The organism is Alteromonas sp. ABM1_013 (assembly GCF_056160505.1).
Genome location: NZ_JBSWXH010000001.1, coordinates 1 through 16,008, shown reverse-complemented (window position 1 = coordinate 16,008; position 16,008 = coordinate 1). Strand labels below are relative to the sequence as shown.

The 16,008-nt window shown below is 45.1% G+C and carries 18 protein-coding genes and 1 rRNA gene; 5 read left to right on the top strand and 14 right to left on the bottom strand.

Annotation, left to right across the window (positions count from 1 at the left end; all coding sequences use genetic code 11):
* The first annotated feature begins 124 nt into the window (after positions 1–124).
* Together ACXAGK_RS00095 and ACXAGK_RS00090 are read left to right on the top strand one after the other, a co-directional pair.
* The gene (locus ACXAGK_RS00095; protein WP_474853252.1) at positions 125–1,198 is read left to right on the top strand and encodes a glycosyltransferase family 9 protein; all 1,074 of its coding nucleotides are present in this window, start codon (positions 125–127) and stop codon (positions 1,196–1,198) included.
* A 1-nt stretch (position 1,199) separates the two neighbouring features.
* Complete coding sequence (locus ACXAGK_RS00090) at positions 1,200–2,306, top strand: glycosyltransferase family 4 protein (protein ID WP_474853250.1); 1,107 nt, start codon at positions 1,200–1,202, stop codon at positions 2,304–2,306.
* Between the two features lie 95 nt (positions 2,307–2,401).
* On the opposite strand, the gene rpsQ is transcribed toward ACXAGK_RS00090, so the two are convergent.
* From rpsQ to rpsJ, 11 genes are read right to left on the bottom strand one after another with little or no spacing between them, the layout of a single operon-like run.
* Entirely contained in the window at positions 2,402–2,659 is a 258-nt protein-coding gene (rpsQ, locus tag ACXAGK_RS00085) for a 30S ribosomal protein S17 (protein ID WP_012516966.1), read from the bottom strand.
* On the bottom strand, positions 2,659–2,850 hold the full coding sequence (gene rpmC / locus ACXAGK_RS00080) for a 50S ribosomal protein L29 (protein ID WP_012516965.1): 192 nt from the start codon (positions 2,848–2,850) through the stop codon (positions 2,659–2,661). Before rpmC ends, rpsQ begins: the two co-directional genes overlap by 1 nt.
* On the bottom strand, positions 2,850–3,260 hold the full coding sequence (gene rplP / locus ACXAGK_RS00075) for a 50S ribosomal protein L16 (protein ID WP_012516964.1): 411 nt from the start codon (positions 3,258–3,260) through the stop codon (positions 2,850–2,852). The genes rpmC and rplP overlap by 1 nt, the downstream gene beginning before the upstream one ends.
* A gap of 2 nt (positions 3,261–3,262) precedes the next feature.
* Positions 3,263–3,967, bottom strand: coding sequence for a 30S ribosomal protein S3 (gene rpsC, locus ACXAGK_RS00070; protein ID WP_014947978.1), 705 nt, complete (start codon positions 3,965–3,967; stop codon positions 3,263–3,265).
* Between the two features lie 9 nt (positions 3,968–3,976).
* A complete protein-coding gene (rplV, locus tag ACXAGK_RS00065) occupies positions 3,977–4,309 on the bottom strand; it encodes a 50S ribosomal protein L22 (protein WP_012516962.1) in 333 nt (110 codons plus the stop codon).
* 11 nt (positions 4,310–4,320) lie between these two features.
* Positions 4,321–4,596: a 30S ribosomal protein S19 gene (gene rpsS / locus ACXAGK_RS00060; protein WP_012516961.1), complete on the bottom strand. Its 276-nt coding sequence runs from the start codon at positions 4,594–4,596 to the stop codon at positions 4,321–4,323.
* A 15-nt stretch (positions 4,597–4,611) separates the two neighbouring features.
* A complete protein-coding gene (gene rplB / locus ACXAGK_RS00055) occupies positions 4,612–5,436 on the bottom strand; it encodes a 50S ribosomal protein L2 (protein ID WP_474853248.1) in 825 nt (274 codons plus the stop codon).
* Positions 5,437–5,450: 14 nt separating this feature from the next.
* Positions 5,451–5,750, bottom strand: a complete 300-nt coding sequence (rplW, locus tag ACXAGK_RS00050) for a 50S ribosomal protein L23 (protein ID WP_012516959.1) — start codon at positions 5,748–5,750, stop codon at positions 5,451–5,453.
* Positions 5,747–6,352 carry a 50S ribosomal protein L4 gene (gene rplD / locus ACXAGK_RS00045; RefSeq protein ID WP_118490523.1) on the bottom strand — a complete coding sequence of 202 codons (606 nt, stop codon included), beginning with the start codon at positions 6,350–6,352 and terminating at the stop codon, positions 5,747–5,749. The genes rplW and rplD overlap by 4 nt, the downstream gene beginning before the upstream one ends.
* Positions 6,353–6,370: 18 nt before the next feature.
* Positions 6,371–7,009 carry a 50S ribosomal protein L3 gene (rplC, locus tag ACXAGK_RS00040; RefSeq protein WP_014947975.1) on the bottom strand — a complete coding sequence of 213 codons (639 nt, stop codon included), beginning with the start codon at positions 7,007–7,009 and terminating at the stop codon, positions 6,371–6,373.
* A gap of 18 nt (positions 7,010–7,027) precedes the next feature.
* Positions 7,028–7,339 carry a 30S ribosomal protein S10 gene (gene rpsJ / locus ACXAGK_RS00035; protein WP_010179497.1) on the bottom strand — a complete coding sequence of 104 codons (312 nt, stop codon included), beginning with the start codon at positions 7,337–7,339 and terminating at the stop codon, positions 7,028–7,030.
* A gap of 430 nt (positions 7,340–7,769) precedes the next feature.
* On the opposite strand from rpsJ, the gene ACXAGK_RS00030 reads away from it, so the two are divergent.
* A complete protein-coding gene (locus ACXAGK_RS00030; protein ID WP_474853246.1) occupies positions 7,770–9,986 on the top strand; it encodes a GspE/PulE family protein in 2,217 nt (738 codons plus the stop codon).
* A gap of 66 nt (positions 9,987–10,052) precedes the next feature.
* On the opposite strand, the gene acnA is transcribed toward ACXAGK_RS00030, so the two are convergent.
* Complete coding sequence (acnA, locus tag ACXAGK_RS00025; RefSeq protein ID WP_474853244.1) at positions 10,053–12,770, bottom strand: aconitate hydratase AcnA; 2,718 nt, start codon at positions 12,768–12,770, stop codon at positions 10,053–10,055.
* A gap of 474 nt (positions 12,771–13,244) precedes the next feature.
* On the opposite strand from acnA, the gene ACXAGK_RS00020 reads away from it, so the two are divergent.
* Together ACXAGK_RS00020 and gpmA are read left to right on the top strand one after the other, a co-directional pair.
* Entirely contained in the window at positions 13,245–13,706 is a 462-nt protein-coding gene (locus ACXAGK_RS00020; protein WP_474853242.1) for a cupin domain-containing protein, read from the top strand.
* Positions 13,707–13,882: 176 nt separating this feature from the next.
* Entirely contained in the window at positions 13,883–14,629 is a 747-nt protein-coding gene (gpmA, locus tag ACXAGK_RS00015; protein ID WP_474809166.1) for a 2,3-diphosphoglycerate-dependent phosphoglycerate mutase, read from the top strand.
* Positions 14,630–14,699: 70 nt separating this feature from the next.
* Here gpmA and ACXAGK_RS00010 read toward each other — a convergent pair whose 3' ends face one another.
* Together ACXAGK_RS00010 and rrf are read right to left on the bottom strand one after the other, a co-directional pair.
* Positions 14,700–15,701, bottom strand: coding sequence for a branched-chain amino acid aminotransferase (locus ACXAGK_RS00010; RefSeq protein ID WP_461853190.1), 1,002 nt, complete (start codon positions 15,699–15,701; stop codon positions 14,700–14,702).
* A gap of 227 nt (positions 15,702–15,928) precedes the next feature.
* Positions 15,929–16,008, bottom strand: a 5S ribosomal RNA gene (rrf, locus tag ACXAGK_RS00005); the annotation flags it as partial.

Here is a 16,008-nt window from a genome sequence, read left to right as displayed (position 1 = left end):
GTCCTTAATGGTAAACATAAACGCATACATAACCGTTAATACAATGTGCGTCATTAAAGTGTCGTCAAACTGTGATGATATTGCTAGCTAGTTAGCTTCACGTGAATTTTGAAAGCCTATTCTAATGCCTAAAGACGTACAACAAATTCTTTTTATCAGGCTTAGCGCAATTGGCGATATTGTAATGGCTTCTGGCCTACCGTCTAGCATAAAGCAAAGTTATTCCCAATACGGTAAACCTGTTGAATTAACTTGGCTAGTAGAAGCCCCCTATGTCGCGCTAGTTAGCAGTCAGCCTTATGTCGACCACGTTATTGCGTGGCCAAAAACCGAATGGCGAGCGCTGTTAAAGGCTAAAAAATACTGGGCGCTTTTTAAAACTATAAAAGCGTTTAGAAAACAGCTCAGAGAAAAGAACTTCAAAGTGGCAATTGAAGCGCAAGGTCTGTTGAAAAGTGCCTTTTTCGCTTACATCAGTGGTGCTTCAGAGCGAATAGGTTTTAAGAGCAAGGAAAATAGCCAAAGATTGCTCACTCTCGCGCTAGATAAGCCAACATCACAACAAATTAGCAGCGAATATCGACATCTCGCTAAAACACTATATTCACTTTGCAGCGCTGAAAACAATGATAGCTCAGACTATGAAATGTGCATCAGATCAAGTAGCGCTGCTATGCAGTCAGCGATATCGAAAACTAGTCACTTAGGCTTAACACAACCCTTTATAGCCATCGCGCCTTTTACCACTCGCCCTCAAAAGCATTGGCCTTCTGAACACTGGCAAAGTTTAATTCACAAAGTACGCAAACATTCTAATTTACCTATAGCCATTTTAGGAGGCCCTGGTGATGCTGCAAAAGCTGAAGCCTTAACCTTCGAGTGTAACGGGGTAATTTCGCTGGCAGGAAAAATTAGCTTAGAGGAGTCCGTGAGCGTGCTATCACTTTGCCATGCATTTGTTGGCGTAGATACGGGTCTTACCCATTTAGCTACAAGCTATAAAAAACCTACTATTGCCATTTTTGGTTCAACAAGACCCTACACTATAACCGACAATGCATATACCCATGTACTTTTTAAAGACATGCTTTGCGCCCCGTGTAAACGAAAACCCACATGCAATGGCCGCTTTGACTGCATGACGCTCGTTACACCTGAACAAGTCTTTAATCAGCTTAAACCATACATAAGCCACTAGTATGAGCAACCAGCATTCTTTCAACATAAGCGTTTTGCATATCGAATTGGGAAGGCATTTATACGGTGGTGCGAAGCAAGTAACTTATCTTATCGATGCGCTAGATAAAGACAGTGGGTTTACCCAACAGCTTGTTTGTGCTGCTAACAGCGAAATCAGTCATTACAGTTTTGACCGCTGTAAAACTTTCTCTATTGACTACAAAGGCGATACCGACCTAATGGGCTTTAAGCGTTTACTTGATGCTGTAAAACGTATTAAGCCCGATGTGATTCACGTACATAGTAGACGCGGCGCTGATGTCTGGGGCGCACTAGCAGCAAAATTCACTGGAATACCGGCAGTATGTACCCGACGTGTAGATAATACTGAAAGTAAATTGGCCCGCTTTAAATATCGAGAGTACGAAGCGGTAATAAGCATATCGGAAGGTGTGCGCAAGGTTGTCTCAAAGCATTGCGAAAAGGTAAAATACCAAGGAGTTATTCACTCTGCCGTTGACCAGGAAGAATACGGACAGCCGGCTGACCAGCAGTGGTTGAAGAGTGAGTTTACTATTCCTCAGCACCACTTCGTTATCGCTAATTTTGCACAATATATCCCCCGCAAAGGGCAAGCCGATTTGATACTCGCTATGCGTGAGCTAACAACGCAATTCAATAACCTAACTTGCCTTCTTTTTGGTAAGGGCTCGCAAGAAGAACACTATAAGTCGCTAATCGACAAGTACAACCTGCACAGTAGCGTAAAGCTGTGCGGGTTTACTAACGACGTCGCTAGCATATTGCCAAATATAGACGCGCTGGTTCACCCCGCTTACGCTGAAGGCCTTGGCGTTATACTTCTTCAAGCAGGGATAAGCAAATGTGCTGTTGTATCAACCCCCGTTGGCGGAATTCCGGAAATTATAAAACACAAGGAAACGGGTTTGATGGTAAGTCCTGGAGATGTCAGCGGACTTGTGCAAGCAGTAAGCTCATTGATAGCGGAACCCGAGCAAAAAAAAGCATTAGGCAAAGCACTTCATCAGCATGTGAAAACACACTTCAGCATAGAGAATATGGCAAGAGAGTATGCCGCGCTCTACCACCAGATTGTGTACGCGTAAGTGAAAGGAAGCGTGAGTGCTTTTTTGGACAGGTCAAAGAAAACAAAAAAGCCGCTCGAAAGCGGCTTTTTTAAGACTTTGAAAAAAGTTAGCGATTAAACGCCAGCTTTTTCAACAACGTCAACTAGCATCCAAGATTTGTTCTTAGATAGCGGGCGACATTCACGTACTGTTACTACGTCACCTTGGTTGCACACGTTGTTTTCGTCGTGGGCGTGAAGCTTAGTAGAGCGCTTGATGAACTTCCCGTAGATTGGGTGCTTAACAAAACGTTCAACTACAACAGTGATGGTTTTATCCATCTTGTTGCTAACCACACGACCTTGTACTGTACGAATTTTTTGCTCAGTCATTACGCATCAGCCTTTTGAGTCAGAATGGTTTTAACACGCGCGATGTTACGACGTACTTTTCTCAACTGATCAGTTTTTTCAAGCTGACCTGTTGTGTGCTGCATGCGTAGGTTGAACTGTTCGCGTAGCAGGTTAATCAACTCTGCGTTCAGCTCTTCTACGCTTTTGTCTTTCAGTTCAGTCGCTTTCATTACATCACCGTCCGAGTTACAAAGGTTGTTTTAAATGGCAGTTTAGCCGCTGCCAATTCAAACGCTTCGCGTGCAAGATTTTCAGGAACACCTTCCATCTCGTAAAGAACACGACCAGGCTGAATTTGGCATACCCAGTACTCAACGTTACCTTTACCTTTACCTTGACGCACTTCAAGAGGCTTCTCAGTAATTGGCTTGTCAGGGAAAACTCGAATCCAAATTTTACCTTGACGCTTAACGTGACGAGTCATAGCACGACGCGCTGCTTCGATTTGGCGCGCAGTCATTCGACCACGGCCAACTGCTTTAAGGCCGTAAGTACCAAAGGCAACAGTGCTACCCGCTGCGAAGCCGCGGTTGCGGCCTTTGTGCATCTTACGGAACTTCATGCGTTTTGGTTGTAACATGATTAGCCCTCTCGCTTAGCGTTGCGGCCTTTCTTCTTAGGTTGAGCAGCTGGTGCTTGCTCTTGAGTTGTAGGTAGACCACCTAGAACTTCACCTTTGAAGATCCATACTTTAACGCCGATGATACCGTAAGTAGTTGACGCTTCAGAGGTTGCGTAATCGATGTCCGCACGGAAAGTGTGCAGAGGAACGCGACCTTCACGATACCATTCAGAACGTGCAATCTCTGCACCGCCCAAACGGCCGCTAACTTCAACTTTAATACCTTTCGCGCCTAGACGCATTGCGTTTTGTACTGCGCGCTTCATAGCACGACGGAACATAACACGACGCTCTAGCTGGCTAGAGATGCTGTCAGCTACTAGCTGACCATCTAGCTCTGGCTTACGTACTTCAGCGATGTTGATCTGAGCTGGCACACCGGCTAGCTTAGATACGTAGTTACGCAGCTTTTCTACGTCTTCACCTTTCTTACCGATTACTACGCCTGGACGAGCAGTGTGAATAGTCACACGGATGCTCTTAGCAGGACGCTCGATCACGATTTTAGAAAGTGAAGCGTTCTTAAGTTGCTTAGTCAGATACTGACGTACCTGATGATCGTTATACAGGTTGTCTGCATAGTCTGCAGTATTAGCGTACCAGGTAGAAGTCCATGGTTTGCTGATACCCAGGCGTATACCTGTAGGATGTACCTTCTGTCCCATTATCTACTCCTAGTTATCCGCTACAACCACAGTGATGTGACTGCTGCGCTTAAAGATACGATCAGCACGGCCTTTAGCACGTGGCTTGATGCGTTTCATAGTTGGACCTTCGTCAACGAAAACCTTGGCAACGACTAGCTCGTCGATGTCCGCGCCTTCGTTGTGCTCTGCGTTAGCAATCGCAGATTCCAAAACTTTCTTTACTAGCGCTGCGCTTTTCTTCGGGCTGTACGCAAGAACTTCTAAAGCTTTCTCTACGTGTAAACCGCGAATTTGATCCGCAACCAAGCGTGCCTTTTGAGCCGACGTGCGGGCAAAACGGTGTTTAGCTAATGCTTCCATCTTCCTACCCCTTAACGTTTAGCTTTCTTATCCGCGACATGGCCGCGGTAAGTACGCGTTGGCGCAAATTCGCCCAACTTGTGGCCGACCATTTCGTCACTAATAATGACAGGTACATGTTGGCGACCGTTATGGACCGCAATGGTCAACCCAATCATATCTGGGATGATCATAGAACGACGAGACCAAGTTTTGATTGGTTTACGTTCGTTCTTTTCCACTGCAGCCTCTACCTTCTTCAGCAAGTGAAGGTCAATAAAAGGACCTTTCTTGAGAGAACGTGGCATGGTGAATCCTCGCTATTACTTGTTTCGACGACGTACGATAAGCTTATCAGTACGCTTGTTGCTTCGGGTTTTCTTACCTTTGGTAGGAACACCCCAAGGAGTTACTGGGTGACGACCGCCTGATGTACGACCTTCACCACCACCGTGTGGGTGATCAACCGGGTTCATGGCAACACCACGAACGGTAGGACGAACACCACGCCAGCGTGTAGCACCAGCTTTACCTAGTGAACGAAGCATGTGTTCTGCATTACCAACTTCACCAATGGTGGCGCGGCAATCAGAAAGAACTTTACGCATTTCGCCAGAGCGTAGACGTAGAGTAACGTAGTTTCCGTCACGTGCTAGGATCTGAGCGTAAGCACCAGCAGAACGTGCGATTTGTGCACCCTTGCCAGGCTTCATTTCAATTGCGTGTACAACAGTACCTACAGGGATGTTACGCATAGGTAGCGTGTTACCAGACTTGATCGGAGCGCCCGAACCAGACTGGATTGCATCACCTGCTTTCATACCCTTTGGAGCCAGAATGTAACGACGTTCACCGTCTGCGTACAATACTAGTGCAATGTTTGCAGAACGGTTTGGATCGTATTCTAAACGCTCAACTTTGGCTGGAATGCCGTCTTTGTTGCGTTTAAAGTCGATTACACGGTAGTGTTGCTTATGACCACCACCAATGTGACGAGTGGTAATACGACCATTGTTGTTACGACCGCCAGATTTGCTGTTCTTTTCAAGCAAAGGTGCGTACGGTGCACCTTTGTGCAGGTCAGGATTTACGACCTGAACAACGTGACGACGACCGGCAGAAGTTGGCTTAGCTTTCAATAATGGCATTTCTAATCCCCTTCTTACTCAGCACCACCGACAAAGTCGATGTCCTGACCTTCTTTAAGAACCACGTAGGCCTTTTTCCAGTCGCTGCGCTTACCGAAAGACATGCCGTGACGCTTGGTTTTACCCTTAACGTTCACAGTACGAACACCTTCAACTTCAACTTCAAACAGTTTTTCAACTGCAGCTTTGATTTCAGCTTTGTTCGCGTCTTTAGCTACTTTAAATACAACTGTGTTGTTCGCTTCAGCAGCCATTGTAGACTTTTCTGAAACGTGAGGTGCTACTAGCACCTTCAGTAGACGTTCTTCTTTCATGCTAACGCCTCCTCAAGTTGTTTAACCGCATCAGCAGTAATTAGCACTTTTTCAAATGCAATCAAGCTCACTGGGTCGATGCCTGCTACGTCACGTACGTCAACTTTGTACAAGTTGCGCGCCGCTAGGAACAAGTTCTCATCAACTTCTGGAGTAACGATTAGAACATCATTTAGTTCATATTCGTTAAGTGCAGAAATAAGAGCTTTAGTCTTAGGTGCGTCAACACCGAACTTCTCTACAACAACCAAACGGTCTTGACGGATTAGTTCAGACAAGATGCTCTTAAGTGCACCGCGATACATTTTCTTGTTAACTTTTTGGTCAAAGTCACGAGGCTTTGCTGCGAAAGCACGGCCACCGCCAACCCAAATTGGGCTACGGATTGTACCAGCACGTGCACGGCCAGTACCTTTTTGACGCCATGGCTTCTTACCGCCACCACGAACTTCAGCGCGAGTTTTCTGCGCTTTTGTACCCTGACGAGCGCCTGCACCGTAAGCTACAACTACCTGGTGTACCAGGGCTTCGTTGAATTCACGTCCAAAGGTCGCTTCGGATACTTCAAGAGCGCTTTGCGCGTCTTTCAATGTTAATTCCATCAGTTCACTCCCCAGACGTTACGCTTTAACAGCTGGCTTTACGATTACATCGTTGCCAGTTGCGCCAGGTACGGCACCTTTAACTAGGATAAGGCCGTTCTCTACGTCAACACGTACAACTTCCAAAGACTGAGTAGTCACTTGCTTGTTACCAAGCTGACCAGCCATTTTCTTGCCTTTGAATACTTTACCTGGTGATTGGTTTTGACCAATTGAACCAGGTGCGCGGTGTGACAAAGAGTTACCGTGTGTCATACGCTGTGAACTGAAGTTCCAGCGTTTGATTGCACCTTGGAAACCTTTACCTTTTGATGTACCAGTTACATCAATCTTTTTAGTGTCGTTAAAGATTTCAACAGTGATTTCACTGCCTACTTCAATATCGGCACCTTCGTTTTCTTCTAGGCGGAATTCTACTAGAGTGCGTCCAGCTTCAACACCAGCTTTAGCAAAGTGACCTGCTTCAGCTTTGTTGATGCGGTTAGCTTTCTTAGTTCCAGCAGTAACCTGAAGAGCGCGATAACCGTCAGTTTCCTCAGTACGAAGCTGAGTAACGCGGTTTGGGGTCGCTTCAATAACAGTCACAGGGATAGACGTACCATCTTCAGTGAAGATGCGAGTCATACCCACTTTACGACCGACTAGACCAATCGCCATTGTTATAACCCTCTCTTATTAGCCCAGGCTGATTTGAACATCAACGCCAGCAGCCAAGTCCAAACGCATCAACGCGTCAACTGTTTTATCAGTTGGCTCGATGATGTCTACCAAACGCTTGTGAGTACGGATTTCATATTGATCACGCGCGTCTTTGTTAACGTGCGGAGAAATCAGAACTGTATAGCGTTCTTTGCGAGTAGGTAGAGGAATAGGACCACTTACCTGAGCACCAGTGCGTTTCGCAGTTTCAACGATTTCAGCCGTAGACTGATCGATCAACTTGTGATCAAACGCTTTCAAACGAATGCGAATTCTTTGATTTGGCATCGATTAAGCTCCAATCGAAAGAACAAAAAAATTCACCTTTTCTCTTCCATTAATTCCGGAAAGAAAAGATGTGCGTAAACCGATGGTTCCCTATCGGAACCCTGTTCTTTTTTCTAGCACGCCAGCAACAGGCTAATCAGTAATGATGAATCCGTTACTTCGGCAACCACCCTAAAAGCAGTGAGGTTGCGGCTAAAAACTTCATACCCTAAACGGGCAGTGGGCGCGAATTATACAGAAAGCAGAGGGCAATGCAAGAGGCAGTTTGCTTTTTATACACATATTTTTACGCTATAACAGTGTATGTAACTGTCTATAAGTAGTATTGTTGGTTTTATGGTAACAGGATATCTTGATACCCTAGCGTAAAACATGCTTATAGCGTCAAAAGCGTAAAGGAATAGGCGCCAACATTATTAGTAGCGAGAATATGGAAGTAGTAAATAACCAGCAAACATTTGCACAAATAAAGCGCATCTTAAATAACCACTCTACGTTGTTAGATGCCTACAGCCTATTAGAACCTATGATACTTGGCTTGTTTGACGCCACACGCATGAGTATTTTTCAACGCCGTCGTCAACACCAAGACCTAGTCGCCAGATTTAAAACAGGTAAAGAAACCCTAGAGATAAAAGTACCGATTAGCCCCATGTCTATTGCTGGCTACGTTGCGCTTTCACAAAAGCCTGTTGTCATTGATGACCCGTACAACCCTACCCTACTTCAAAGCATTCACCCTCGTCTTCGCTTTGCCGATAAATTCGATAAAGACAATGACTTTAGAACTCAAAACATTCTTTGCGTACCAATAATGAACGCTGGGGTGTTAATGGGTGTAATTCAGATCATTAATAAGGAAAGCGGCGGGTTTACCGAAGAGGACCTCAAGCGTGGGAATGCATTAGCGTTAATTCTTGGTGATAAATTCAGATTCGAGTTAGGCGGCACCAATAACCCGTTTGATCTTTTAGTTCACAAAAGCTTGCTAGAAGAAGCGACCCTTGCAGATATACAAGCGACCACACCAGACATTCGCGCCTTAGTGCAGCGGTTAGTATCTGAACATCGTATATCGGAAGATGAAATTGGTAACTCTCTTTCCATTCACTATCAGGTGCCGTTCATTTCTTACCTGCCGGAAAAATATCACAGGTTTGAAAACGAAAGTCGCTTAAACGTTTCTTACCTTAAGCGAAACTATGTTGCAGTTATCGCCGATGCACACGATAAACCCATTGTGCTAATGGCTGAGCCAAACAATGCCGCGCTCTTAATGGAAATTGAAAGCGCTATGGGCATAGATAGCTACGAAATCGCGGTAAGTTTACCTAACCTTATTCTTCAATATTTAGGGGAGAATAGCGGTGGCGGCGGCCCTGGTGAAATGAGCGACATCCTTGATGAAATTGGCTCATCTACCGATGACAATGAAGACCAGATTGATGAGCTTTCAGACGATGCGCCAGCAGTTGTCCGCTTGGTAAGTCGTATACTGCACGATGCTAAACGTTTAAACGCCTCAGATATTCATATAGACCCTGAAAAGAATGCGCCTACTCGGGTGCGCATGCGCGTGGATGGCGTATGCCGCGATATGAACCAGGTACCTCACTCGCATCATAACGCGGTGATTGCGCGTATTAAGATAATGTCGAATCTTAATATTGCAGAGAAACGCGTACCGCAGGATGGCAAGCTCGCATTTAGAATGAACGGTAAACTCGTAGAAGTGCGTGTGGCTACTATCCCCACCGTCGCCGGTGAAGGTGTAGTAATGCGTATTTTGGCATCAGGCGGTGCGATGCCTATCGACAAGATGAATTTGGCCCCCACCAACCGCACAAGGTTGGAAGAAATGATTAAAAAGCCACACGGCATCCTGCTTGTTGTAGGTCCTACAGGTTCCGGTAAAACCACTACGCTTCACGCCATTTTGGGATATCTAAATACGCCTGAAAAGAAAATTTGGACGGCTGAAGACCCAGTAGAAATTACTCAACCTGGTCTGCAACAGGTTCAGGTAAGCCCTAAAATTGGCTTTAACTTTGCCGCAGCACTTCGGGCATTCTTACGTGCAGACCCGGACATCATTCTTATTGGTGAGATGCGTGATAAGGAAACCGCTCACGCGGGCATTGAAGCGTCACTTACTGGTCACTTAGTACTTTCAACGCTGCATACTAACTCAGCGCCAGAAACCATCACTCGTTTACTTGACTTAGGTCTTGATCCGGTAAACTTCTCAGACGCATGCGTAGGGATATTGGCCCAGCGACTTATAAGAACCTTATGCGGCAATTGTAAAGAGAAGTATGTTGCAAGCGAAAAAGACATGGCGTTTATTGAACGTCAATATGGCCAAGAGCACTTGTCAGAACTGAATATTCAGGCCCCACTTGAACTCTACAGAGCCAAAGGCTGTGAAGAATGTGGAAACACAGGTTATAAAGGCAGAACAGGTGTGCACGAATTATTGGGGATGACGCCAGAGCTTCGCTCAATGGTATATAAAGAAGCCAGCGTTTCAGAAATGAAATCACAAGCGGCCAAAGATGGTATGCGCACCCTTGTGCAAGATGCAATTTTCAAAGTGTTAAAAGGCGATACTGATATAGCACAAGTCCAAATTATTGGCGGTGAGTAAATGCCCTTACGGGGTGCCATAAATAAAAAGGCTGCGAATTAATCGCAGCCTTAATCTTATAAACGCTTATCGTTTTAAATACTCTCGAATAACGTAATGAAGAATTCCTCCGTTTTCGAAGTAAGTAAATTCGTTAGATGTATCGATTCTGATGTCCATCATAAAGGTAGTTGTATGCCCCTCGTCTGATACAGCTTTTACTTCAACCTCGGTCTGCCCGCGTTCGACGGTATCAATAGAAAAAGACTCATTGCCCTTAAGCTCTAAAGAACTCGCACTGTCACCAGATTTAAATTGAAGCGGCAGAATACCCATTCCTATTAGGTTAGAGCGGTGAATACGCTCATAGCTTTCCGCTAGCACAGCCTTCACGCCCATAAGAGACGGCCCTTTAGCTGCCCAGTCTCGACTTGAGCCAGTGCCGTACTCCTTACCACCAATGACAACTGCTGGTACACCGTCATCTTTATAGCGCATAGCAGCGTGGAAGATAGACATGCTGTCGCCGCTCGGGTAATGGGTTGTCGCACTGCCTCGTGTACCCGGCGCCAGTTGGTTTTGAAGACGAACGTTCGCAAACGTCCCTCTCATCATAACCTCATGGTTACCGCGGCGAGAGCCATAAGAGTTGAAATCTTTAGGCTCAACACCTTGTTCCTGAAGGTACTCTCCTGCTGGGCTATCATTTGCGATGGCCCCCGCAGGTGAAATATGGTCTGTTGTGATTGAGTCACCAACTTTCACTAAGCATCGTGCATTTTCGATTGCTGTTAAGGCTTCCGGCTCTTTACCCATTACTTCAAAGAAAGGTGGATGCTTGATATAAGTCGACTCTGGCCAGTCATAGACAGATGTTTTACTCACTTCTAGCTCATTCCATTCGCCGGCGCCTTTAAACACATCCGCATATTTTTCTTTAAATAGGTCACCCGTTACGTTTTCAGCAATATATTGCTGAATTTCGTCTTCAGTAGGCCAAATGTCTCTTAGGTAAACAGGTGAGCCATCACTTCCCTGACCCAGAGGCTCTTTAGTGATATCTATATTCATGTTCCCTGCTAACGCATAGGCGACTACTAAAGGCGGTGATGCAAGATAGTTAGCAGCTACATCAGGGTGAATACGGCCTTCGAAGTTACGGTTACCGGATAGCACCGAAGTAACTGTAAGTTTCGCCTTTCTAATAGCATCAGTAATGGCATCAGGTAGTGGACCAGAGTTGCCGATACAGGTTGTACAGCCATAGCCCACCAAGTTAAACCCGAGGGATTCTAACGGGTCCATAAGACCAGCATCTTCTAGATATTGAGTAACAACCTGTGAGCCAGGCGCTAATGATGTTTTAACCCACGGCTTGCGTGTTAATCCTTTTTCCGCGGCTTTCTTAGCAAGTAAGCCTGCACCAACAAGTACTGATGGATTCGACGTGTTAGTACAACTGGTGATAGCAGCGATTACAATTGCACCATCCTCTAAGTTAAACTTGTTACCTCTGAATTCGACAAAAGAATCATGGTCTTCATCAACATCATCACTGGAACCCAGCCCAGCCTCAGCAATTAAATCGGTTTCTTCATCTAGTACTTTCACATCAATTTGCGAACGATGCCATTCATTAAATGCTTCTGCTGCCTTATCTAGGGCAATGCGATCTTGTGGGCGTTTCGGTCCAGCTAGTGAAGGAACAACGTCGTCCAAGTTTAGTTCAAGGGTCTCATGATACTGCGCATCTTTTGAGTGGTCGTCGTGCCATAAGTGACTGAATTTCGCATATTCCTCAACAAGGGCAATTTGATCCTCGTCTCGTCCGGTGAGTCGAAGGTAGTCTAGCGCTACATCATCAATAGGGAAGATTCCGCACGTTGCACCATATTCAGGTGCCATGTTTGCAATTGTTGCGCGATCTGCCGTAGTAAGATGCTTAAGACCCGGTCCATAGAACTCTACAAACTTTCCAACAACGCCGTGCTCACGCAATTGCTGTGTGATAGTTAGCACCATGTCAGTAGCAGTGACACCAGCAGGTAATTTCCCGGACAATCTAAAGCCTACTACTTTCGGCAATAGCATAGTAACGGGTTGACCTAGCATTGCCGCTTCCGCTTCAATACCACCCACACCCCAGCCAAGTACGCCAAGGCCATTAATCATAGTGGTGTGAGAATCGGTACCCACAAGGGTATCTGGATAAACCAAGGTCTCACCATCTTGCTCTTTAGTGAACGCACAGCGAGCCAGATACTCAAGGTTAACTTGGTGCACGATACCGCGACCTGGAGGGACAACTTTAAAGTTATCAAAACTAGACTGCCCCCACTTTAGAAACTGATAGCGCTCTTTATTGCGCTCAATCTCTATATCGGTATTCTTTTCTAATGCATTCTCTTCAGCGAAATGATCAACCATCACGGAGTGGTCAATGACCAGCTCAACTGGGTTTAGCGGGTTAATTGCTTGCGCATCGCCTCCCAAGCGATTAACTGCATCTCGCATAGCCGCTAAATCGACTATTGCAGGAACGCCGGTAAAGTCTTGAAGAATAACTCGTGCAGGAACAAAAGATACTTCGTGATCAGCGTGGTTTTCAGTATCCCACTTAGCTACTTGCTCAATATCACCACTAGAAACAAACTCTTCATCTTCATGTCGTATTAAGTTCTCGAGAAGAATTTTGATACAAAAAGGTAGCCGGTCGAGCGCATACTGATTACCTATACTGTCGAAATTGACCGCCTTGAAGTTTTTGCCGTTTACTTCAAGCTGCGAAAAAGACTTATATGTCATACGCTCTCATCCTTCTTTGCCTGTTCATGAATATTGTCTACGTTTCAATTTTGCCAATGCAAGAAACGAGCGACGTGTTAAATCCGTCGCCTTATTTGTAAGTTTGTACGGCCTGAACGTGAAAAAAAGTTCACCTTTGATTAGTTAACGGTAATGCTCGTTTTACCCGTAGTTCTTTGCTTTTAAAGTGATGAGCTGAGAAAGTGCTTCATAGCAGCGAAAATGAGCCAGTGAGAAAAATACCACTTAATGTGCAGATAAAATCTTTTAACCTGTGCTGACCCAAAGAGCTTTTGTTCGGATTGCATATCAGACAATCCCACGTTTACAAATATATAACACCCCTGTTTTCTTATAATCTTGCAAGCGGTATGCTTATTACCACGCTAAACGCCTAATACCTTGATACATGCTCAGAAAGTCATTGAAAAACGAGCACCGGTAAAAAAGCAATAACAACAATACGAAGTTATCATGACCCATCCGCTTATTAAGAAATACAACCTAGAACCTCATCCCGAGGGAGGTTTTTATCGTCAGGTTTTTCGTTCAGAAAATAAGACTACATCCTATGTCCATGGTGCCAGTCGTCCAGCACTCACCCATATCTATTTTCTTTTACTTAAGGGCCAAGTCAGTCGCTTTCATCGCGTTTTACACGATGAAGTGTGGAATCACTACGAAGGTGCCCCACTCCAGCTATTCCAAATTGAAAAACAGCAGTTATGGGAACGCCGTATAGGTGGTGGCAACAACGATTATGTTGAAGTCGTTGAAGCGGGCAATTTTCAAGGGGCTACAACTATGGGTGACTACTCACTTGTCGGTTGTACAGTCGCGCCAGGGTTTGATTTTGAAGATTTTAGCTTTATTGAAGAACCATCAATGAAAGAGTGGATAAAAGTTGCCCATCCAGACCTGACACGGTTTATTTAATAAATCTCTTAACTGAACGGCAAAGACACGTCTTACCTGCGATTTTATAACCGCTTAAACTGGATTTTTAAGCGCCAATCAAGGATGATAACAGCAGTTTTTAAATATACGTCTGAACGTCCAACTTCTGGAATTATCTCAGACTATTTCACTTTAACGCCGCAGGTAACCCAACTATGTATAAATTGGTACTTATTCGTCATGGAGAAAGTCAGTGGAACTTGGAAAATCGTTTCACGGGCTGGCACGACGTTGACTTGACCGACACTGGTGTAGCACAAGCAAAGACCGCAGGTCAGCTTCTTAAAGATGCTGGATTTACATTTGATCAGGCATATACGTCTGTACTTCTTCGCGCAATCAAAACGCTTAATATTGCCCTTGAAGAAATGGGTCAACACTACCTTCCAGTTGAACGTCACTGGCGCCTGAACGAGCGTCACTACGGTGCTCTGACCGGTCTAGACAAAGCGGAAACTGCTGCTAAGCACGGCGAAGAGCAAGTGAAAATCTGGCGTCGTAGCTTCGATATTCCACCTCCGGCAGTTGAAGACGACAGTGAACACTTCCCTGGTCACGACGCTCGTTATAACAATGTAGATGCTGATATTTTGCCACGTGGTGAAAGCCTGAAACTTACTATCGAACGTGTATTACCTTACTGGCACGACGTTATTCGCCCAGACATCCAAGCTGGTAAGCGCGTAATTATCGCGGCCCATGGCAACAGCCTTCGCGCGCTTGTTAAGTATTTAGATGGTATGTCAGACGAAGAAGTATTAGGTCTTAACATCCCTACAGGTGTGCCACTAGTATACGAACTAGATGAAAACCTTAAGCCAATCTCTAAAGAGTATCTTGGCGATGCTGATGCAATTAAAGCAATGATGGATGCAGTTGCTAAACAAGGCCAAGCGAAATAAGCGTAAACCTTTTAAATACTAAAAAGCCTGCTTAAGCAGGCTTTTTTATGGGCATCTGATTATGACTAGTTTAGTTTGGCACTTTGACTAGCCAGTTGTGGGTATCTTCGGCTTTACCCCATTGGATATCATTTAACGCCTGTCTAAGTTTCATAGTGACCGGGCCAGCTTCGCCGCTTCCAACCTGATACTCTTTGTCGTTATGAATAAAAGTACCCACTGGCGTAAGCACAGCCGCTGTACCAGACAGCGCCGCTTCTGTATTTGGTTTTGCAGCGCGTTCTAATAGCTCTTCAACTGTAATATCACGCTCACTAACTTTCATGCCGTGATCTTTAGCAATTTGCAGAACGGTTGCACGGGTTACGCCGTGTAAGAAGCTAGAGTCCAAGCCTTTTGTAATGATCTCATCACCGTCAATAAGTAAGAAGTTTGCTGCACCAGTTTCTTGAACGTCACCATTAGGACAAAATAGTATTTGATCAGCCTGAACTTCTGCGCGGGCTTTCAGAATAGGTGGTAATGCACTGGCATAATTACCGCCACTTTTTACCATTCCCATATGCGGCGCACAGCGCATCCCTGTTTCGTCTAGTAACAAGCGAAGCGGCTTTGCTCCGCCCGCAAAGTAATCACCCACTGGAGACAATAATACGTATAGCATCGAATCTGCTGACGGTGCTGCAGCCTTGCCAATAGATGCTTCTGTACCAATGTGGGTAGGACGAATGTACATAGAACCAGGAGGCTCTGGAACCTCAGAGGCATACTTTGCAACAATATCGATAATCATCTTTTCAACTTGCGCTTTATCTATTTCAGGCAAATTTAAAAGGCGGCTACTTTGAGCAAAGCGCTCAATGTTCTTATCCATTCTGAATATATTGATGCTGCCATCTTCATGCTTAAATGCTTTTAAACCTTCAAAGCATGTACTTGAGTAGTGAAGCACGTGTGCACCAGGGTGAAGTGAAATACTGTCTGCACTGACAAATTCGGTGTCAGTCCACTTATCGTTGACAAAGGTAGCAAGCGCCATTTGTGGCATGAATACTGTACCGAATACGGCCATTAGTTCGTCCTATTTACTTCGACTAAAATGATATTCGCAAGAGTTTACCAAAAAACCTGAACATTGCTAAAAGTAAGTCGATTCTATTAAGGCTTTTATCGAATAAGAATGTCTATAAATACTGACAGCTTACAAATAATGGGGTCAGAGTCACGACTCTGACCCCATTATGTTTTCTTTCGTCCAAACGCAAAAAACCCGCCGTTAGGCGGGTTCTTCTTAATGGGACCTGGCAGTGTCCTACTCTCACATGGGGAAGCCCCACACTACCATCGGCGCTAATACGTTTCACTTCTGAGTTCGGAAT